17 protein-coding genes are annotated in these 20541 nt (G+C 60.6%); 13 read left to right on the top strand and 4 right to left on the bottom strand.

Annotation, left to right across the window (positions count from 1 at the left end):
• The first annotated feature begins 98 nt into the window (after positions 1 to 98).
• The 8 genes from CZ345_RS14010 (at position 99) to CZ345_RS13970 (ending at position 9851) form a co-directional block, all read left to right on the top strand.
• Positions 99 to 1016, top strand: coding sequence for a respiratory nitrate reductase subunit gamma (locus tag CZ345_RS14010; RefSeq protein ID WP_077073712.1), 918 nt, complete (start codon positions 99 to 101; stop codon positions 1014 to 1016).
• A 16-nt stretch (positions 1017 to 1032) separates the two neighbouring features.
• A complete protein-coding gene (locus tag CZ345_RS14005; protein WP_077073711.1) occupies positions 1033 to 2628 on the top strand; it encodes a (Fe-S)-binding protein in 1596 nt (531 codons plus the stop codon).
• A gap of 586 nt (positions 2629 to 3214) precedes the next feature.
• The gene (locus CZ345_RS14000) at positions 3215 to 3955 is read left to right on the top strand and encodes a sulfite exporter TauE/SafE family protein (RefSeq protein WP_144277369.1); all 741 of its coding nucleotides are present in this window, start codon (positions 3215 to 3217) and stop codon (positions 3953 to 3955) included.
• Between the two features lie 564 nt (positions 3956 to 4519).
• A complete protein-coding gene (locus tag CZ345_RS13990) occupies positions 4520 to 5470 on the top strand; it encodes a Tim44 domain-containing protein (RefSeq protein WP_077073708.1) in 951 nt (316 codons plus the stop codon).
• Between the two features lie 300 nt (positions 5471 to 5770).
• Positions 5771 to 6511, top strand: coding sequence for a DUF4851 domain-containing protein (locus CZ345_RS13985; protein ID WP_077073707.1), 741 nt, complete (start codon positions 5771 to 5773; stop codon positions 6509 to 6511).
• 250 nt (positions 6512 to 6761) lie between these two features.
• On the top strand, positions 6762 to 8747 hold the full coding sequence (htpG, locus tag CZ345_RS13980) for a molecular chaperone HtpG (RefSeq protein ID WP_077073706.1): 1986 nt from the start codon (positions 6762 to 6764) through the stop codon (positions 8745 to 8747).
• Positions 8748 to 8764: 17 nt separating this feature from the next.
• Positions 8765 to 9112, top strand: coding sequence for a DsrE family protein (locus CZ345_RS13975; protein WP_077073705.1), 348 nt, complete (start codon positions 8765 to 8767; stop codon positions 9110 to 9112).
• Between the two features lie 244 nt (positions 9113 to 9356).
• A complete protein-coding gene (locus CZ345_RS13970; protein WP_083717479.1) occupies positions 9357 to 9851 on the top strand; it encodes a (R)-mandelonitrile lyase in 495 nt (164 codons plus the stop codon).
• A 128-nt stretch (positions 9852 to 9979) separates the two neighbouring features.
• Here the strand turns inward: CZ345_RS13970 and CZ345_RS13965 are convergent, their stop codons facing one another.
• The 3 genes from CZ345_RS13965 to CZ345_RS13955 all read right to left on the bottom strand — a co-directional run bounded on the left by CZ345_RS13965 (position 9980) and on the right by CZ345_RS13955 (position 13264).
• On the bottom strand, positions 9980 to 11101 hold the full coding sequence (locus CZ345_RS13965) for an MBL fold metallo-hydrolase (RefSeq protein WP_077074116.1): 1122 nt from the start codon (positions 11099 to 11101) through the stop codon (positions 9980 to 9982).
• Between the two features lie 91 nt (positions 11102 to 11192).
• Positions 11193 to 11840 carry a flavodoxin family protein gene (locus tag CZ345_RS13960; protein ID WP_077073704.1) on the bottom strand — a complete coding sequence of 216 codons (648 nt, stop codon included), beginning with the start codon at positions 11838 to 11840 and terminating at the stop codon, positions 11193 to 11195.
• Positions 11841 to 12139: 299 nt separating this feature from the next.
• Positions 12140 to 13264, bottom strand: coding sequence for an NAD(P)H-dependent flavin oxidoreductase (locus CZ345_RS13955; protein ID WP_077073703.1), 1125 nt, complete (start codon positions 13262 to 13264; stop codon positions 12140 to 12142).
• Positions 13265 to 13650: 386 nt separating this feature from the next.
• On the opposite strand from CZ345_RS13955, the gene CZ345_RS13950 reads away from it, so the two are divergent.
• The 5 genes from CZ345_RS13950 (at position 13651) to CZ345_RS13930 (ending at position 19522) form a co-directional block, all read left to right on the top strand.
• The gene (locus CZ345_RS13950) at positions 13651 to 14661 is read left to right on the top strand and encodes a PhoH family protein (RefSeq protein ID WP_077074115.1); all 1011 of its coding nucleotides are present in this window, start codon (positions 13651 to 13653) and stop codon (positions 14659 to 14661) included.
• Positions 14648 to 17119, top strand: a complete 2472-nt coding sequence (locus CZ345_RS13945) for an HD family phosphohydrolase (protein WP_077073702.1) — start codon at positions 14648 to 14650, stop codon at positions 17117 to 17119. Before CZ345_RS13950 ends, CZ345_RS13945 begins: the two co-directional genes overlap by 14 nt.
• On the top strand, positions 17116 to 17598 hold the full coding sequence (gene ybeY / locus CZ345_RS13940) for an rRNA maturation RNase YbeY (protein WP_077073701.1): 483 nt from the start codon (positions 17116 to 17118) through the stop codon (positions 17596 to 17598). The genes CZ345_RS13945 and ybeY overlap by 4 nt, the downstream gene beginning before the upstream one ends.
• A gap of 99 nt (positions 17599 to 17697) precedes the next feature.
• The gene (era, locus tag CZ345_RS13935) at positions 17698 to 18639 is read left to right on the top strand and encodes a GTPase Era (RefSeq protein ID WP_077073700.1); all 942 of its coding nucleotides are present in this window, start codon (positions 17698 to 17700) and stop codon (positions 18637 to 18639) included.
• 169 nt (positions 18640 to 18808) lie between these two features.
• Positions 18809 to 19522 carry a YggS family pyridoxal phosphate-dependent enzyme gene (locus CZ345_RS13930; RefSeq protein ID WP_077073699.1) on the top strand — a complete coding sequence of 238 codons (714 nt, stop codon included), beginning with the start codon at positions 18809 to 18811 and terminating at the stop codon, positions 19520 to 19522.
• A gap of 105 nt (positions 19523 to 19627) precedes the next feature.
• Here CZ345_RS13930 and CZ345_RS13925 read toward each other — a convergent pair whose 3' ends face one another.
• Positions 19628 to 20386, bottom strand: a complete 759-nt coding sequence (locus tag CZ345_RS13925; protein ID WP_338039511.1) for a TrmH family RNA methyltransferase — start codon at positions 20384 to 20386, stop codon at positions 19628 to 19630.
• Positions 20387 to 20541: the final 155 nt, after the last annotated feature.

Raw genomic sequence — 20541 nt, 5'->3', positions numbered from 1 at the left:
CTGCAGAGGGCGGTCTGGAAGCTTGGTGCGGAACTGATGACCGGGAGAACGGTTCCGGTCAGGATGCAAGATGGCGGACAACGCGACAGGAGACAACCATGAGCATCTTTTTCTACTGTTTGGCCTATGTGGCCGTTATTGCCTTTGTGGCCGTCGCTCTGATGAAGATCATCGGCTACCTCAAGAAACCTCAGCATCTGCGCTGGGAACTGTATCCCGTGGCGCATGAAGACCCTGAAAAGGTCGAATACGGCGGCAGCTATCTGGAAAACACCGAATGGTGGAAGGACAAGCACCGCAGCTGCATGGTGGGCGCCCTCAAGGGCTTCCTCATCGAAGCTCTCTTCCTCAAGGCCGTGTGGGAACACAACCGCACGCTCTGGGTGCGCACCTATCCCTTCCACATCGGTCTGTACCTGCTCATGGGCGCCATGGGCATGACCGTGCTCGCCGCCATCGGCATGCTTGCCGGGGCTGAAGGCTTCGTGACCTTCTGCACCGCCGTCACCGTGATCTGCGACGTGCTCGGCTTCGCCGGTCTGCTCTTCGGTTCCGTCGGCCTCATCCAGCGCCGCATCTGCGACAAGGGCCTTCGCAAGTACACCACCAACGAACACTTCTTCAACCTCGGTCTGTTCGGCGTGTACGGCCTGTTCGGCCTCATGCTCTGCCTGTGGCACGGCGTGTACGACTTCGCCCTCATGGGCAACAGCTTCATCTACGGCATGATGACCTTCACCGCCATGGAGCTGACTCCTCTGTACGTGCTGTACCTTCTGGTCGGCTTCTTCATGTTCTTCTGGGTTCCCTACAGCTTCCTGGGTCACTTCTTCATGAAGTATTTCACCTGGCACGACATCCGCTGGGGCGACGCTCCCACCATCAACAACCCCAAGCTTCAGAAGCAGCTGGCCAACAACCTGAACCTCCCCGTGAGCTGGCGTGGCCCTCACGTTCAGGGTGACGGCAAGAAGACCTGGGCAGAGGTCGCCACCTCCAACCCCGACGAGAAGTAGGATTAAGGAGCCGCACATGAAAACTTCGCAGGAACTTACCTTCAATGACCTCTCGACGGAAGAAGGGATCCTCACCACGGTCGACGTGAACACCCTTCGTCCCATGCCCGTCGATTACCAGACCTACCCCTGGAAGGTCATTACCGACGCTCAGAAGCAGCAGTTCTGCTGCCTGCTCGACGACATCAACGTCCTTCTCATTCCCGTGCCGCAGACCAAGGCCGAAGAGGAAGAACTGGTCAACCGCTTCCTCGACGGCGTGCGCAAGCTCTTCACGCCCGAGAACAACTGGACCTGCCTCGCCATGCTGGACACCACCATGGACTACTGCGCCCAGTGCAACTCCTGCTCCGCGGCCTGCCACCTGTACGAAATGTCCGGCGAACATGAAATGTATCGTCCGAACTTCCGTTCCGAGCTGTTCCGCCGCATCTACAAGCAGTATGTGAAGAAGGAACCTCTGGCCAAGTGGCGCTACGGCGACATCGACCTGAACTGGAAGACCGTGGTCCGTCTTGCCGAACTTTCCTACCGCTGCAACCTGTGCCGCCGCTGCGCCCAGGTCTGCCCCATCGGCGTGGACAACGGCCTCATCGCCCGCGAACTGCGCAAGCTCTTCAGCCAGGAATTCGGCTGGAACCCCCGCGAACTGCATGAAAAGGGCACCAAGCTCCAGCTCGACGTCGGTTCCTCCACCGGCATGAATCCCGACGTGGTGAAGGAAACCGTGGAATTCATCGATGAAGACTACGTGGAAACCACCGAGTACGAATTCAAGACGCCCTGGGACGTGCCCAACGCCGACATTCTGCTCATCCACAACGCCGGTGAAATGCTGGCCTGGCCCGACAACATCGCGGCCTTCTCCCTCATCTTCGAAGCTGCCGGCCTCTCCTGGACCCTCAGCTCCGAAATCGCGGGTTACGACTCCGTGAACTACGGCGTGTTCTACGACGACGTGCAGGCCGCCCGTGTGGCCATCAAGCACGCCGAAGCCGCCAAGAAGCTCGGCGTCAAGAAGATCGTGCTCGGCGAATGCGGCCACGCCCACAAGGCCCTCACCGTCATTGCCGACCGCATCCTGCCCCCCGACCTGAACATCCCGCGCGAAAGCTGCTTCCCCGTGCTGCGCGACATCGTGCTCGGCGGCCGCCTGAAGCTCGATCCCAGCCGCAACAACTTCCCCGTGACCCTGCACGACCCCTGCAACCTCGTGCGCCTCATGGGCGTTGTGAAGCCCCAGCGCGACGTTCTGCACGCCATCTGCCCGCAGTTCCGTGAAATGACGCCTCACGGCGTGGAAAACTACTGCTGCGGCGGCGGTTCCGGTTTCGCCATCATGACGCGTAACAACATCAACGAATGGCGTATGAACATCACCGGCCGCAAGAAGATGGAACAGATCTGCGGAGCCTTCAAGGACTGCCTCGGTCCTGAAGTCAAGAAGTACATCTGCGCTCCCTGCTCCAACTGCAAGGGCCAGATCCGCGAACTGCTCGAACAGAACAACCTGCTTGAGAAGAACGGTATGCAGTACGGCGGCCTTGTCGAACTCATCGTCAATGCCATGACCGATGTGAAGCCCGGCTTCATCAAGTGGGAAGAAGAATAACCCTTTGAAAAAGAACCGGAGCGCGGCGCGCTCCGGTTCCGGGGGCGGAAGTTTCGGCTTCCGCCCTTTTGTTTTTAAGACTCTCGGGCAATTTGTTTCTGTTGTTTCCTGTTCCGGGAGAGGAGCTTTACGCATCGGGCTGGCGGCGGAACCTGCCGCCGGAAGCGGAGGAGGGCATTTTTTTCGGAACAGCCGCAGGGCAAGACCCGGGAGAGCGCATTCCGTCAAGAACCTGCCGCCTGCCGGAAAGGAGTTCTCTGAGGGCGGAACATGTTTGCTGCGCCGGGCCTTCAGCGCGGAAGAGAAAAGCGAAGCGGAAAAAGACGATTTTTGCACGTATCGCCCTGGTTCTGCGGAATTTTTGCATATATGCCCCCCCCCCTTTTTTCCTTCGGGGAATCTTTTCATAAAACTTTCTCCGGCCTTTCCGCCTTCTCTGGACAGGGGCAATACGGCGGAGTATAACGGCAGGCGGAGTGTTTTCTGCAGCATCGCATGCGGCATCGTCTGGGCTGATGCAGGGCATTTTTCCGCGACGCTTGCTTCAGGCCTGCGCCCGGCTCGACATTTTTTGCGGGGGGCTTTTATGGATTTTGTCTGGACCTGTTTCATGGTTGCTCTGGGCTGGTTCTTCGGCGGCATCGTCGGAGGGGCCACCGGCATAGGAACCATCATGATCGCCATGCCGCTCGTGACGGTGGTGCTTTCGCCCAGCGATGCCGTGCTGGTTTCCTGCCTGGCAGGTATGTTCGGTACCGTGCATCTGGCCTATTCCTATCGTAAGGCATGCAGCTGGAAGGATATCCGCGATCTGGTCATCGGGGCCGTGCCCGGCTGCGTGCTCGGCGCGCTGACTCTGCGCATCGCCTCCATGCAGGCTCTTCAGCTCATGGTCTGCGCCATGCTTGCCTGCTTCATTCTCATGCAGTGCTTTCACCGCTTTGCCACCTACCGCCTGCCCGATTCCACGATCATCGGGCTCATCGGCGGCCTTGTCAGCGGCTTCGTCAGCGGTTCCGTGGCCATGGTGGGCGCGCCGCTCGGCATCTATGTGCTTATGAAGCACTGGTCACCCGACCGTGCGCGCGGCAACATGAGCGTGTTCTATGTGTTTACCGGCGTGCTTTCCGTGGCCTCTCAGGCGGTGGCCGGGCTGTATACGGTCACGCTCTTTCAGGTGTCGATTGCCGCTTTTGCAGGCTGCCTTGTGGGGCAGATCTTGGGCGTTCGCATAGGCAGGCACATCAATCAGAAGGTGTTTCAGCGCATCGTGCTGATCTTCCTTGCCATTGCGGCCGTCATTCTCTTCATCCGCGCCATGGAGTAGCGCCTTCGGTGAAGATTCCGCCATGTTTCACCGCGCTTTTCCAGCCGTATGCAGGCTTGAGGAGCGCGGCTTTTTTTTGATGTAAAGCCGGTATGTTGTGCGCCTTTCGGGCGCATGTTTCTTTTTTTACCCCTGCCTTGACGGCATCGGCCCTGCGGTGCCGGCAAGGCGTAAATGCATATATGGAGCTCTTGTACGATACCTGAGAAGCATGCGCCGTTTTTCCCTGTTTTCCTGTCTGATCATGATGCAGTATCATAAGGTAGGGGAAGGGAATATGTGCTTTTTCACTTACTGTTCAGAAAGTGCGGATTTTTATTCACGGAAAGCTATCGTCACTTTTATGTTCATGGGAGCAGTTTTCTTTCTTTTTGTTTCGTTATCTTGCACAATCTGTACGGAAAGAGTTCTCCGTGGAGGGAGCGTGCAGTCTTTTTCCGCTCCCGGGCAGGAAAAGTCCTTCTTTCCCCCTTCCCATTTCTGCTTTTCGTGATTATGGTCATCTTGACTGTCCCGGCTCGCCGGCATGGCGTGTCGGGCTAACCCATCCTATGAGGAAAAAAAATGAAAAAATGGAAAGCCCTTGCCCTCTGCGCCGCCTGCCTCGCTACGCTGACCCTCGCCGCGCCTGATTTCGCGGATGCCGCCCGCCTCGGCAAAGGGCGCAGTTTCGGCAGTTCCTCCATCATGAGCCGTCCGGCCACGCCTCCGTCCGGGGCGTTTCAGGGAGGTTCTTCTTCGGTCAATCGTCAGGCTCCCCTTGCCTCCAGCCGCGCCGACGGCGGCGCAGCAACCATGACCCGTAACAATACGGGCCTGTTCGGCGGTCTGTTCGGCGGTCTTCTTGCCGGTACCATGCTGGGTTCTCTGCTTGGCGGCCACGGTATGGCAGGCGGCATGGTGGGCGGCCTCATGAATCTTATTCTTCTCGGCCTTCTCGTGTACTTCGGCGTGCGTCTGTTCCGCCGTTTCCGCGGCGCGCAGGAGAATTCCCGCAACGAGCGTGAAGTGCCCCGCAGCATGAACTATCAGGATACTCCGGCAGACTCCCAGCCCTACGCCCAGAGCGGCGGCGCATGGGACGGTCTGCGTTCCGAACCGCAGGCCCAGGCGGCTCAGGCCTCCCAGCCTGCTGCCGACATTCCCGCCGATTTCGATCAGGATGAATTCCTGCGCGGCGCCAAGGCCGCCTATACCCGCCTGCAGAGCTCGTGGGACCGCCGCGACCTCGACGACATCGCCAATTTCGCCACGGAAGACGTGATGCAGGAGTTGCGCGAACAGGCCAGGGAAGACCCGAACCCCGGCAAGACGGAAATCCTGCTGGTGAACGCCTCCATTCTCGAAGTGCGCGATGAGGGCGATCTGCGCCGTGTGGCCGTGTATTTCGACGTGCTCATGCGCGAAGATCAGCGTGCCGCCCGTCCCGAACAGGTGCGCGAAGTCTGGCACTTCGTCTGCTCTCGCAAGGAAGGCGACAGCTGGAAGCTCGACGGCATACAGCAGCTTTCCTGATGCGTTCGGCCGCCTTTTCCGGCGGCAGGACGACATCTGTTCCCCGCCCGGGGAAAGAACATGTTCAGAGCACAAAGGGCGGCTCCTTTTGGGGCCGCCCTTTCTTCATGCCCCGGAAGGAATGCTCCTCCCTGTCTCCGGGTTCTGGAGCACAGGCTCATGCAGGGCTGCGCTATTTTCTGCAACAGGGCATGATTACTCATGCTTTTTCATGTGTTGTCGTCTTCTTTTTCCGTACTCTTCTGCTAGGCTGGCATTCTGCTTCGGATGAACCGGGGCGGAAAAAACGGAGTGTGTACGATGAAACACATGCTTGCTGTGCTGGCTTTTCTGGCTGTGGCCATGCCTTCCGGGGCGTTTGCGCAGTGGTCGGTGCTGCGGGGGGCCGGGGATCTTGCGTCGTTCGAGTCCACGGCAAGGCCCACGGTGGCGGTCAAGCCCTCGCCCGACTTTGTCACGGTGGCGCAGGGGAAGATGACGGTGGCCCTTTCCATGGACCGTTCCCGGACCGATACCGAGGCGGGCATGGTCTGGTACTGCCTGAGTGCGGGAAAGAACGCCCAGCTCGCCGTGGCGCTGGCCGACGCCGGTTCCCGCTACTGGGCGCCCGGCATTGCGGCGACCAATCTGGAATTTCTGCCCGTACTGTACAGTTGCGGTTCGGACAGACCCGGCAGCGTGACGCAGCGCGTCTTCATCCGTCCCGTGCATCTTGATCCGTGGATGAAGGCCTTTGCCGGGCACGATGCGGGCTGGAGAGCCGATACGCTGGTAAGCCAGTATGTATGGATTCTGAACAACGGCGGCGAAAAGCTGGTGGTGGAGTACCGGGAACCTCTGGCTACGGAAAAGTGCCCCATCGTGGAGGATGCCTTCCTGCGTGCGTTCGTACAGAGAGCCGATACCGCGTTTTCCGCCAGATTCGGGAAGAACGGCGACATTGCGGCATCGTCGCTCACTCCTTACGAATGGAACAGAAACGACGTGTCGCCCCGACTTCTCGGGGCGGTGCTCGGCACCACCATGGAAAGGCCGTTTTAATGCTTCCGCGCGGGCGTGCGCGAGAAGGTCTTCCTGCGCGTGACTGACGGGAGAGGGAGAGCTTCCCCCGGCTTCTCCTGCGAAACAGAGGGAGAGAAGGGCGTTTTTTTCCGGGACGCTCTTTTTTCCCTCTTCGCTCTTGACTTTGGCGTTTCGCGTCTTATGTGACTGTTGGGCCCGGAAAACGGGCCCTTTCTTCAATGATCCCCGGGCCGGGAACGGCCGACGGAAACATATCAGGAGGCCACACATGGCGGAAACCACGCATCAGTTTCGCGCGGAAACGTGCAAGCTGCTCAACATTCTCACCCATTCTTTGTACACCAACCACGAAATCTTTCTTCGTGAGCTTCTTTCCAACGCGTCCGATGCGCTGGAGAAGGTGCGTTTCCTCCAGACCACGGGCGGCGAAGTGCGCGATCCTGACCTGCCGCTGGAAATCCGCATCACCGTGGACAAGGACAACCATGTTCTCACCATTGCCGATACCGGCATAGGCATGACGGAAGAGGAAATGGTGGAGAACCTCGGCACCATCGCCCATTCCGGTTCCGAACAGTTCCTGCGTGCCAGAGAGGCGGAAAAGGCCGCCGCGCCCGCCCAGGATGAGGAAAAGAAGGAAGAGGCTCCCGCCGACGGCGAGGAACCCATCATCGAACACGATGATACCCGGCCCGACGACGCCTCCCAGATCATCGGCCGCTTCGGCATCGGCTTCTATTCCGTGTTCATGGTGGCGAAGAAGGTGGAAGTGACCTCCGTTTCCGCCAGGGGCGACGGTACCGCCCATGTCTGGACTTCCGACGGAACGGGCAGCTTTACCCTGCGTGCGCTGGAAGGCGCGGAAGCCGAAGGCCTGAAGCGCGGCACCGGCGTGAAGATCTTCCTGCGCGATGATGCGCACGAATATGAGGAAACCTACCGTCTCGAAGGGGTGATCCGCAAGCATTCCAACTTCCTGCCCTTCCCCATCGAGCTGGACGGCAAGCGCATCAACACCACGGCCGCCCTGTGGAGGGAACCGAAGTTCTCCATTACGAAGGAACAGTACAACGAGTTCTACAAGTTCCTGACCTACGATCAGAAGGAACCTCTGGACGTCATCCATTTCTCCGTGGATGCCCCCGTACAGTTCAACTGCCTGCTGTACATTCCCGGTTCGGCGGTGGACGTGTTCGATGAACGCAAGGACGAATGGGGCCCCGACCTCTATGTGCGCCGCGTGCTCATCGACCGCCACAACAAGGAACTTCTGCCCAACTACTTCGCCTTCATGAAGGGCGTGGTGGATACCGAAGACCTGCCCCTCAACATTTCCCGCGAAACGCTGCAGGAAAACGTGGTGCTGCGCAAGATCGCCCAGACCATCACCCGTCAGCTTCTCACCCACTTCGAGCGCATGGCGAAGAGCGATCCTGAAAAGTACGAGGCCATGTGGAAGCTGCACGGCAAGTACATCAAGTTCGGCTTCGACAGCTTCCAGTACCGCGACCGCGTCGCGCCGCTTCTGCGCTACTACTCCACCGCGCAGGAAGACAAGCTCACCAGCCTCGACGACTACATTTCCCGTATGAAGCCCGACCAGAAGGAAATCTGGTATGTGGCCGCCTCCTCCATGGAAGCGGCGAAGGTGAACCCGCATCTCGGCCAGTTCCGCCGCAAGGGCGTGGAAGTGCTCTTCCTCACCGATCCCGTGGACGAGTTCGCGCTGGAAGCCATCATGGAATATCAGAAGCACCCCTTCAAGTCCGTGGAACTTGCCGAAGCGGGCGCGCTGGATGCCTACCCCGACGTGGAGAACGCGGAACCGAGGCCCGAACCCCTTTCCGAAGAGGAAAAGCCGGAACTCGACGCCCTCATCGCTGCGGTGAAGTCCATTCTGGGCGATCAGGTGAAGGACGTGCGAGCGGCCACCAAGCCCATCGACGGTGCGGCCTGCCTCGTTTCGCCCGACGGCATGAGCTCCTCCATGGAAAAACTCATGCGCGTCATGCAGAAGAGCGACGGCATTCCGCAGAAGATTCTTGAGCTCAACCCCGACCATGCGCTGGTGCGCGCCCTCATGCGCATCTGCAGGAGCGGCGAGAACGACGAGACCTTCAAGGATATGGTGAACGCGCTCTTCGACGGCACGCTGCTGCTCGACGGATATATGAACGAACCTTTCGCCATGGCGGAACGCAGCATGCGTCTGCTCCGTCAGGCCGCCGGCTGGTATTCCGATCTGCGCAAGTAAACGCAAGGAGAACGCCCATGTACTACGACCTCATCATCCATGTGGACGACAACGACAAAGGCCGCCTGAACCTGGCCTTCAACAACGTGGCAAACTATAAGGCCGGCCTTCCGGGCGAGGAATTTTCCGTTGTGCTGGTGGCCAACGGCCCGGCGATTCAGCTCTTTACCCGCGACAACGCGGAACTTGCCGAACGCGGCAGAAAGCTTATGGCCGAAGGCCTTTCCATCAGGCTGTGCAACAACGCCATCAAGGCCTTCAACGTGCCCGTTTCCGAGCTGTGGGAAGGCTGTGAGGTCGTGCCTGCTGGCGTGGTGGAAATCGTGAAATTGCAGCGCGAAGGCTTCGCCTACCTGAGGCCGTAGCGCAAGGCCCGCAAGGGCCGCGTCTTCCGTCCGTGGCGGCGGAAGACAGTTCCGCAGGGAGGGAATGTTCCCTTCCTGCATAAAAGGCGCCGTTCGTATTCTTAAGAATGCGGGCGGCGCCTTTCGTGCCGCGAAAGCAGGGGCACAAGAGAAAAAGGCAAGAATAAAAGAGTATTGCATCTGTTTTATACGGCCCTGCCCGGCTATATGTTTCTTATGGACATATAGATATGGAGGAATACCCATGAAAAACACCGTGACGAGAATGCTGTTCGTACTTTTTGCCGCCACCGTCGCTTTTCCCGGGCAGGCTCCCGCGTCGGAAACGGGCAGAGCGCAGACCATCATACGCAACGGGGAACAGGCCGCTTTAAAAGGCTCGGCGCAGTATTTCACCGGCAATGTGCGCATCGATCCGCTCTATCCCGCCAACGGCGACATGCGCTCCAGCGGAGGCAGCGTCACCTTCGAACCGGGAGCGCGTTCCCACTGGCACATCCATCCCGTGGGGCAGGCGCTCATCGTCACTTCCGGCGTGGGCCTCACGCAGGAATGGGGCAAACCCGTGCAGGAAATCCGTCCCGGCGACGTGGTGCTCTGCCCCGTGGGGGTCAAGCACTGGCACGGAGCTTCCCCGAACAGCTCCATGACGCACATTTCCATCTGCGAGGAGAAGGAGCCCGGCAAGGTGGTGGAATGGCTGGAAGAAGTGACGGACGAGCAGTACAACGCAAGGTAGCTGCGGAAGGATGGCGTGTTTTCCCCGCCTCGGGCAAAGCGGCGCTTGAAGCCGTTGCCGGACAATGAGAATAAAAAGCCCTTCCCAAAGGAAGGGCTTTTTACCGGTGCATCAGAAAAGGTTTGAGTTCAGGCATCGCCCGGCGTTTCCCACCAGCGGGGGAGTACGGGAAGCGGCGTTTCCAGACTTACGGGCCGACCGATGACGGGGGTGAGCAGGGGCATCCGCGCTTTTTCTGCCGCAGCATATGCGCGGCGGAAGGGCTCGTCCCACGGGTGATAGGCCAGGGCAAACCTGCCCGTATGGGCGGGAAGCATGCTTTTGGCCCCGAGGTCCACGGCGGCCTGCACGGCTTCTTCCGGCGTCATGTGGATGTATTTCCAGCTTTCGTTGTACTGGCCCGAATCCAGAAGGGCAAGATCCACACCGGAAAAGCGCCTGCCCATGTCGGCAAAGTGCGGGCCGTATCCGCCGTCGCCGCTGAAGAATATCTTGCGCGAGGGCGTTTCCAGCATAAATCCCGTCCAGAGGGCCTTGTTCCGCGTAAGGGCGCGGCCGGAGTAGTGGCTTGCGGTGGTGACATGAATGCGGAGATTGCCGTTTATGTTCACCACATCGCCCCAGTCCGCCTCGCAAATGCGCGCCTTGTCGAAGCCCCAGCGCAGAAAATGCGCTCCCGTACCCAGACCGCATACCACAAGGCCTGTGCGGTCTCTGAGCTCGGCGACGGTGGCATATTCAAGGTGATCCCAGTGATCGTGGGAAATGAGCAGGCAGTCGATGGGCGGAAGGTCGCGCGCGGAACAGGGCGTGGAGCCGGGGAAGGCCGGCACGCTGAAGGATACGGGCGAGGCATGGTTGCCGAGCACCGGATCGATGAGCAGACGCCTGCCGCCGAGCTGCAGGTAGAAGGAGGAATGCCCCAGCCATACGAGCGTGTCCCCGGAGTGCTGAAGCGCGCGAAAATCCGGCTTCTGCGAGGGGACGCGGCGGGGCTGGACGTCGGATGCCCGCTTTTTCAGAAGGAATCGGAAAAAGGTTCCGGCAAGGGAGCTTCCGTCGCTCAGCACGGGCCGGGGAATGAGGTTGCGAAACTCCCCGTCCACATAGTTCGGCGAAGCCTTGATGCGCAGAAGCTCCTCGCCTTCGGGCAGCGCGCCGAATTTTTCCTGCCCGAGAAAGGCCGCTCCGCCCCCGGCTCCGAGGGCGAGAGCGGCTGCTGCCGCGCCAAGAAAGGTTCTTCGTTTCACGGATTCTTCCTTTTTGCGTATCTTTTCGCCTCGCTGGTCGCGAAGGCCCGGGCAGCCGGGGAGGCCGCCCGGTTGCGTCATGGCACGGTTTTTACAGGCTTTTGCCGAGAGCGCAGGCCTGCCCGGGGTAGGGCGTGCGTTCCACGGCTCCTGCCGGCCATACGCCGGGGGCGATCACCCGCCCGGCGTCCGTCCAGCCCAGGTATTCCAGAAGCACTTCGTAATGGGTGAGTATGGGGCTTTCGTTTCTTGCGGAATGGTTGGCGTAGGTCATCATGAGCACGGCCTTCTTCGGTGTGTGAAGCAGGGAGCTTATGGCATAGAAGCGGTCGATGACGGCCTTGAGCTGGGCCGACATGCCGAAATAGTACATGGGAGTGGCGAAGGCCACAACATCCGCGCGGAGGATGCGCTCGCGCACGAAGGAAAAATCGTCCTGAAACACGCAGGGGCCGTTCATGCCGCAGCTGTTGCAGGCCGTGCAGGGGTGCACGTTGTGGAATGCCGCGTCGAAGCGCTCCGCATGGTGTCCCGCCTCGGTGACGCCCCGGATGAAATGATCGGCCAGAATGGCGGAATTGCCGTTTTTCCTCGGACTTCCGGTAAGTACCAGGATGTTCATGGCTCCCCCTGTGGAGTTTTCCCCCGCCCGGGCATGGGAAAGGGGCTGGGCTGTTGCGGCGAGGAGTGCGCCTCCCGCCGCGGCGAGAGAATGTTTGAGAAAGTCGCGTCGTTTCATGTTCCGTCCTCGGTTTTGAGGGGCGCAGAATGGCGTGCGGCGTTTTTGCCGCGGAAAAGGCGCATCTTGCGCGGGTTCTGCCGCATCCGGCAGGGACAGCGCCTTTTTTACGGTGATAGTCCCGGCCAGGGGGAAAAGAGTAGATACGATCCTTTCGTTTTTTTGCCCGATGTTCTCGGCCTCTGCGGTTTCGGGCATTTTTCGGGGAAAAAGAAAACGCCGCCCGTAAAGGCGGCGTTTTCTACTCAGGAGGATTGGTACGCCCGCGCCCCGGGAGAGAAGGGCGCGCGGCGCACGAATCAGGCCAGGGAGGGCTGCGCTTTCGCGCCCTCCACACATTCCTCGTATTCCCTGCGCAGCGTTTCCACAAGCTCATGCACGGAAACGATGCTCTTCACGCGGCCTACATTGGAACCGCAGAACACGAAGCCCTTGTCGAGGTTGCCCTTCATGGCGTTGATGAGGGCGGAAGAGATGCAGTAGGGCGTGGTGGCAGGATCGCAGGTCTTGATGCAGTGGAACACGCATTTGAAGGGCTTTTTCTTTCCTTCGCGGGCGGCGCGGATGAAGGAGTTGTCCAGCGCGCGGCCGGGCATGCCCACGGGGCTGTGAATGATGGTCACGTCTTCTTCCTTTGCGTCCACATAGGCCTGCTTGAAGCGTATGTCTGCATCGCATTCCTCCGTGGCCACGAAGCGGGTGGCCATCTGCACGCCGGAAGCGCCGAGGGAGAGCATCTTCGCAATGTCGGCGCCGCTGAACACGCCGCCGCCCGTGATGACGGGAATGGCGCGCCCGGCCTTGTCTTCCAGGGCCCTGGCGGCGTCCGTCACGCCGGAGACGAGTTTTTCCAGAGCAAAGGCTTCATCGAAAATATGCTCTTCGGCAAAGCCGAGATGTCCGCCGGCCTTGGGGCCTTCCAGCACGAAGGCGTCGGGCAGAAGGCCGGTCTTGGCCATCCATTTCTTGGCGATGATGGTTGCGGCGCGGCCGGAAGAAACGATGGGCACGAGCTTGGTGCGGAATTCTTCCTTCTTCTGTTCGCAGGTTTCCTGAAAAATCTTGGGCAGATCCATGGGCAGGCCCGCACCGGAGAAGATGACGTCGGCGCGGGATTCGATGGATGCCTTCACCATTTCGGCAAAGGTGGTGAGCGCCACCATGATATTCACGCCGATGATGCCCGAAGTGGAGGCTCGCGCCTTTTCGATTTCGCGGCGCAGGGCGCGGACGTTGGCTTCGATGGGATTGGAGGCCACGTCGGGTTCACGCATGCCCACCATGGCACCGGCAATGACGCCGATGCCGCCTTCCTCGGCTACGGCCGAGGCCAGACGGGAAAGAGATATGCCGACGCCCATACCGCCCTGGACGATGGGCGTACGGGCAATGAGATCACCGATTTTCAGCGCGGGAAAAGACATGGAAAGAACCTTACCTCCGGCCTCCGGGAAAAGAGGCGGATTTATGGGGTTTAGGAAAACACTCATCCGAAAAAGTGGGGCCAGTGTAAAACCGCTTTTTTATTATGACAAGGGGGGGGAAAAATAACATTTATTACCGGATAAGCGTTATTACCCGTCACTTCAAAGACTTAGTTGCAATTTAAGAAATATTTTCCCGGAAGGAGGGCATAATTTTTTATCCGGTGTTTTTTCCGGGCGGAATTTTCCGGGCGGAAAGGGGCACGGAAAGGGCGGGGAAGGGCGTCTTTTCGAGCAGCCGGGGGCGCTTATGGACTCTTTGCCGGTTTTGGCGTAAGAGGAAAGGCTGCGCCGCGCATACGTGCGGCTTCACGGAAAACCAGGATATGCGTGTGAAATCGTCCTTTGCGGAAACGCTGGCCTTTGACGACGCCGGGCTGGCCAGCCAGCTTTTCGGCCCCTTGAACGCTCATCTGGAGCTTATTGCCGACGCCTCCGGCGCGGATTTGCAGACGCGGGGCACGGAACTTACCGTCAGCGACCCGCGCCCGGAACAGCGCGAACTTCTGCTCAATCTTTTTACGCAGGGCTACGGGCTTCTGCGCAGCGGCCACACCCTGCGGGGCGAGGATCTGCTCCAGGGCTACGAGGAACTTCTGCGCAACCGTCATGCCGACATAAGCAGAATGTTCCGCGAGGCGAGCGTCATCGTCTCCCCGAGAAAGAGCATTCTCGCCCGCAACACGGCGCAGCGGCAGTACATGGAACTTCTGCGAAAGAACGAACTGGTGTTCGCCACCGGCCCCGCAGGCACGGGCAAGACGTATCTTGCCGTGGCCATGGCCGTTTCCATGCTTTCCGCCAAGCGCGTGAAGAAAATCGTGCTTACCCGGCCCGCCGTGGAGGCGGGGGAGCGGCTGGGCTTTCTGCCCGGCGATATGGAAGACAAGGTGAACCCCTACCTGCGCCCGCTGTACGACGCGCTGAACGACATGCTCGGCCCGCAGGGCTTTGCCCAGAAGCAGGAATCGGGCGTCATCGAGGTCGCGCCGCTGGCCTTCATGCGCGGCCGCACGCTGAACGACGCCTTCCTCATTCTCGACGAGGCGCAGAACACCACGCGCGAGCAGATGAAGATGTTTCTTACCCGCATGGGCTTCGGCTCCCGCGCCGTCATCACCGGCGACGTGACGCAGATAGACCTTCCGCCCGTGAACAGGGCCTTCCTGCGCGAAGGCGAAAAGGAAGGGGAAACCCGTTCCGGCCTTGTTCACGCCCTGAAGGTGCTTGAGGGCGTGCGCGGCGTGGCCGTCCATCATTTCCACAGTTCCGACGTGGTCCGCCATCCGCTGGTGGGCCGTATCGTGGAAGCCTACGATCGGTATGAAAAAAACTAGGAAAATATCTCCTGTCAGCGTTTCCCAGCTTCTGGGGCATTCCCGCTCCATGTTCATGCACCACCATCACGACTGGGGGCTGGTTTCCCTGGCGCTCGCGCTCGCGCTGGTTTCTTTGCTGTGCGCGGTGCAGCCGGGGCGCACGGCACGGGTGGTCTATCCCGCAGGGGAAATAGCGGCTCATGACGTGGTTTCGGACAGGGATCTTCTCGTGGAAGACCCGCAGGCCACGCAGCAGCGGCGCGACAGGGCGCTGGCGCTCCAGCCCATGGTCTTCGACATCGACAAGAAGGGCATCGAGCGTTTCCGGCAGGAAAGTCTCGGCCTGCTGGACGAGATCAACAGGCGCGGGCTGGACGACGCGGGCCTGGAAAAGGTGCGCCGGGCCTTCAACGAACGGCATCTTTCCGACGTGTCCTCCTCCGCCTTCCGCCTGCTTTCCGCCTCCTATGTGCAGGAATATCTGCTGAACACGCTCATTCCGTGGATGGAGTCCTCCCTTTCCAACGGCGTCATCGCCGACATGCGCCAGCTTTCCAATACCGACAACGCAGCCGTGGTGCGCGATCTGGACAGCGGTACGGAAGTGCTGCGCACGCAGGCGGGCGGCCTCAAGGACATACGCATGTTCAAGGTCGCCCTCGGGCGCAAGCTCCGCGCGGAGGAAAAGCTCAATTCCCGCGCAAAGGTGGTGCTGCAGGAGGTCATGCCCCTCATGGTGGTGCCCACCCTGGCCGTGAATCAGGAAGTGACCAGCCAGCGCAACGAGGAAATGCTCGCCGCCGTGGAACCTGTGTTCTACAAGGTGCAGACCGGGGAAGTGCTGGTGCGCGCGGGCGACATAGTGACCCACGAGCAGCAGATCAAGCTTCAGGCGCTCTTCCGCGCCACGCCCGGCGTGGTGGACTGGCATGTCTTCTTCGGCTGTCTGGTGCTCGGCTTCTTTCTTCTGCTAGGGCTCTTCATCACGCCGAGCGGCAACAAGGGCACGGTGCTGCGCACCAAGGATCAGAACCTCATCGCACTTCTGCTCGTCGTGTTCTCTCTTGCCGCGTGGTGCACCATGTATCTGCTGGTGGCCGTGGCCTCCACGCCCATCGCCCATATTCTTGCCTTCGCCTTTCCCGTGGCGGGCGGCACGGGCCTTGCGGCGCTCATTTTCGCCGCGCGGCGCTACTGCACCGTGGGGCTCATGCTTTCCTTCTTCGCCACGGTCATTTTCCGGGGCGACATTGCGCTGTTCTTCTTCTACTTCATGTCGTCCATGACCAATACCTGGCTTGTGCTGCGTGCGCAGAACAGGCAGGATGTGGTGTGGGGGAGCCTGCCCCTGCTCTTGTGGATGCTCATGACGGGTTTCGGTGCGGCGCTGTTCATCCATCTGGAATGGGCGCAGCTTCCCGTGCTTCTCGCGGCGCTGTTCTGCAATGCCATAGGTTCGCTTTTCCTGCTCTTTGCCCTGAGCCCCGTGCTGGAAATGCTCATGGGATACACCACGCGCTTCCGCATGATGGAGCTTATGAACCTTGAGCATCCTCTGCTTCAGGAACTCATGATGACGGTGCCGGGCACCTATCATCATTCTCTCGTGGTTTCCAACCTTGTGGAGGCCGGGGCTGCGGCCATAGGAGCCAACAGCCTGCTGTGCAAGGTGGGGGCGCTCTACCACGACATCGGCAAGATTTCCCGGCCGGAATACTTCGTGGAAAATCAGTTCGGCGGGCCCAACCCCCACGACAGGCTTTCCCCCGCCATGAGCGCGCTCATTCTCTTCTCCCACGTCAAGCAGGGCGCGGAACTTGCCGAGGAATATCACCTGGGCCGTGAGATCACCGACATCATCGTGCAGCATCACGGTACGCGCGGGGCCATGTTCTTCTACAACAAGGCCCTGCAGATGGGCGAGAACCCGAGGCTTCAGGACTATTCCTACCCCGGGCCGAGACCGCAGAGCAAGGAGGCCGCCATCGTCATGCTGGCCGACTCCGTGGAAGCTTCGAGCCGCACTCTGGTGGACCCGACCCCGGCGCGCATCCGAGCCCATGTGACTAAAATCGTGAAGGGCGTGTATGCCGAAGGTCAGCTCGACGAGTCCGACCTCACCTTCCGCGATCTGAACAAGCTCATCGACAGCTTCGTGCGCATCATCACCGGCCTTTTCCATCAGCGCATCGCCTATCCCGAGGAAAAGCCCGAGCAGCACAAGAACCGCCAGAAGACGGAGGAGGGCAGGAAGGAGGAAGCCGAGGAGCTGAAGATGGAATGGGTGGTCGGCGCTCCCGGCGGCGCCTGCGCGGACAAGACGCGGGAAAAGGGCGCTGCGGAAGACGCTGCGAAGGATGCCGGAACAGGGGAGAACCGGGCTGCGGAGCAGGGGAAAAACGCCGGATGTGCGGAGGAAAAAGCCCCTGCCGCCGGTGCAGAGAACGGCGCGAAGAACCCGGAGAAGAGAGCATGAGCCGGCTCTGCGTGGAAATGCGCGCGCCCTGCCGTTTCTGCAGGAGAGAATGGCTTTCCTGGCTTTCGGCCATGCACGAGGCCGCCTTCGAGGCGGGGATGCTGCCCGGGCAGGAGAACGGGCCCCGCGCCGGTGAGGATACGGGGAATCTGCCTCCCCAAGAGGGGCGCATCCAGCTTATCGTGGCATCGGACGGAGATATCGCTTCCGTGAATCTGCGCAATCTCGGCTGTTCCGGTCCCACCAACATTCTGAGCTTTCCCGGCGACGACGGGGAAGTGGGCACGCTTTTTCTCAGCGCCGATACGCTGGAGAGGGAATGCGTGCTCTACGGGCAGAAGGCTCCCGTCCATGCCGTAAGGCTGCTGGCCCACGGCATGGGGCATATTCTGGGCTTCGACCACAGCCCGGAAATGGACGAGTTCTGCGAGTATCTCGCCTCCCGCGCTTCAGGTGACGGCGCGGATATTGAAGCTTGACGTTTCCCCTCCCTGTGGTTCAATCTGTAAAGCCCCTTTCGTCACAGAATGGCGCATCGAGCCTTTCCGCGCCGCTACCTTGCATATATTGGAGAAAACATGGCCAGAATAGAGAATGAACACCGTTGCGGATGGGTCGCCCTCATGGGGCCGCCCAACGCGGGCAAGTCCACGCTGCTCAACGCCCTTCTGGGACAGAAGATAAGCATCGTGACTTCCAAGCCGCAGACCACGCGCAGCCGCGTGGTGGGCATCATGTCGGAACCGGGAGCGCAGGTCATCTTCATGGATACCCCCGGCGTGAACCACTCCCGCCAGCAGCAGCGCGGCCACCTGAGCAAGATGATGAGCCAGGCCGCATGGCAGAGCATGGCCGCCGCTCATGCGGTGATGCTGGTGCTCGATTCCGACCTGTACATCCGCAGGCCGGAATTTCTGGAGCGCGACATACAGTCGTTGCGCGACGCCCTTGCGGACGACGACCGCCCCCTGCTCGTGGTGGTGAACAAGGTGGACCTTTTCCACGACAAGTCGCGCATGCTGCCGCTTCTCGTGAAGCTTCAGGAATACTTCCCCAAAGCCGAGGTCTTCCCCATGTCCGCCCTCACCAAGGACGGGCTGGACGAACTCAAGAAGATCATTGCGGGCATGATGCCGGAAGGCGCTTCCCAGTTCCCGGAAGATCAGCTTTCCACCTCGCCCACGCGTTTTCTCGCTGCGGAAATCGTGCGTGAGAAGGTGTTCGAGCGCCTGCGTCAGGAAGTGCCCTATACCACCGCCGTGGACATCGAATCGTGGGAAGAGGAGCCCGAGCGCGACCTCACCATCATTCACGCGGTCATCTTCGTGCAGCGTCCTTCGCACAAGGCCATGGTCATAGGCCGGGCCGGAGCCACCATCAAGGAAATAGGCACGGACGCCCGCCGCGACATCCAGAAGCTCATCGGCGGCAAGGTGCATCTGCAGCTTTTCGTCAAGGTCAAGGACAACTGGGCGGAAGATACCGAACTTCTGCACGACCTCGGGCTGGAAGAGGATTAATCCTTCCGCCGCGCGCTTTTTTGTGCCGGAATTCCGGCATGGAAGGCATGTCCGGCGTGTCGCGGGAGAAGCGCGGGCTTTTTTCGCATCTTCAAGCGTCGCCGTTCGCTGGAGTGACGGCGTGTTCACTCATCAATGCGCCCCGGAAGGGGCGGGAGGCCGGTCGGATATGAGTCTGCTGGAAGAACGCTGGAGGGCCGTGCTGGACGGCATGGCCGAATCCGTACGCAGTTCCGGCCGCGAGGCGGGCAGTGTGCGCCTTGTGGCGGTATCGAAGTTTCACCCCGCAGCCGACATCGCCGAGCTCTGCCGCCTGGGGCAGCGGGACTTCGGGGAAAACTACATACAGGAAGCCCGCGCCAAGCAGACGGAGCTTGCCGGTCTCGACATACGCTGGCATGTCATAGGCCCGGTGCAGACCAATAAGGCCAGGGATGTCGCGGGGCGCTTTTTTCTGCTGCACACGCTCGACCGCGCCGACCTTGCGCGTGCGCTTCTGCGCCGTATGCCCGAGGGCGGTACGCAGGATGTGCTTCTGCAGATCAATATCGGCGAGGAGCCGCAGAAATCCGGCGTCGCGCCTTCCTGTGCGGAAGCGCTCTGCGAGGAACTTCTGCAGGGCGGACTCGTTTCCGCCGAAGGGACGGGACTCTGCCTGCGCGGTCTCATGTGCCTGCCGCCCCGCTGCGGAGAAGGGGAGGAGGCCCGTCCCTATTTCGTGGCGCTGAGGAAGCTGCGCGACCGCCTTTCCGCCCGCACGGGGCTTGCCCTGCCGGAACTTTCCATGGGCATGTCCGGCGACTACCGGCAGGCCATAGAGGAAGGTTCCACCATGATCCGCGTGGGAACCGACATCTTCGGCCCGAGGCCGGTCAAAGTATAGGCTTACGGATTTAAAAACGGAAAAAGGCTTTGAACGTCATGTTCAAAGCCTTTTTTATATGAAGTTGCCCCGGAGCATCCGGGAACATGCCTCCGTGAGCCTGCGTTACAGCTCCAGCGAGCGGGCGAAGCAGGAAATGAGTATGGCCCCGGCCTGCGCCACGTTGAGGGAATCGAAATCGCGGCGGAAGGGGATGCACAGGCTGCAGTCGCAGTGCCTGAGCACTCCCGGGCGCACGCCCTTTTCCTCGTTGCCGAGCACCAGCAGCGCGGGAAGGGGCAGTTTCTCCACCAGAGGATTCACGCTCTCTTCCACCTTCTGCGCGGCGCAGGTGACGAAGCCCGCCTTTCTCGCTTCCTCCACGGCGCGGGAAAGGTTGACCACCTGCGTGATGGGCAGACGCTCCAGCGCGCCTGCGGCGGAACGCCGGGCCCCCGGCCCGAGGAAGGCGCTGTTGTGCCTGGGAAGGATGAGCCCGGCCCCGCCCATGGCGAAGAGCGTACGGGCCAGCGTGCCCACGTTGCCGGGGTCTTGCACCTGATCGAGCGCCACCATGAGCGGAAGAGGCGCATGGGCGGCCTGTTCCAGAAAGGTTTCCCAGGGCATGAAGGAGGCCTCGCGCAGCCTGGCGACAACGCCCTGATGTCCGGCTCTGTCCGCCATGCGCACGAGGGTTTCGTCGTTCACCAGGGAAAAGCGCACGCCGTATTCGCGGCACAGGTCCAGCAGACGGGCGCTTTCCGCCCCTGTGCGCCCCTTGCGGACGAACACCATGTCCACTCTTTCAGGTTCGCGTTCCAGCAGTTCCAGCACGGGTTTCATGCCCGGCAAAAGATTTTCCCTGTCGTTGTCGTTTCTCATCATTGGCCGTTATTTCCCTGGGATGGCGTTTAAAAAACCGCGGGGGGCCGGTGATAGCGGATTGAATCCCGGCGCTTTTCAAGGTATCCTTACCCGTTCCTCAATGGCTGGTATCCTGCTTTTGGTCGAGATGCAAGTCCACAACGATGGAGTGAAGA

The organism is Mailhella massiliensis, from assembly GCF_900155525.1.
Lineage (GTDB): Bacteria > Desulfobacterota > Desulfovibrionia > Desulfovibrionales > Desulfovibrionaceae > Mailhella > Mailhella massiliensis.
The sequence above is the reverse complement of the archived record's forward strand: the minus strand, read 5'-3'. Positions and strand labels throughout refer to the sequence as shown.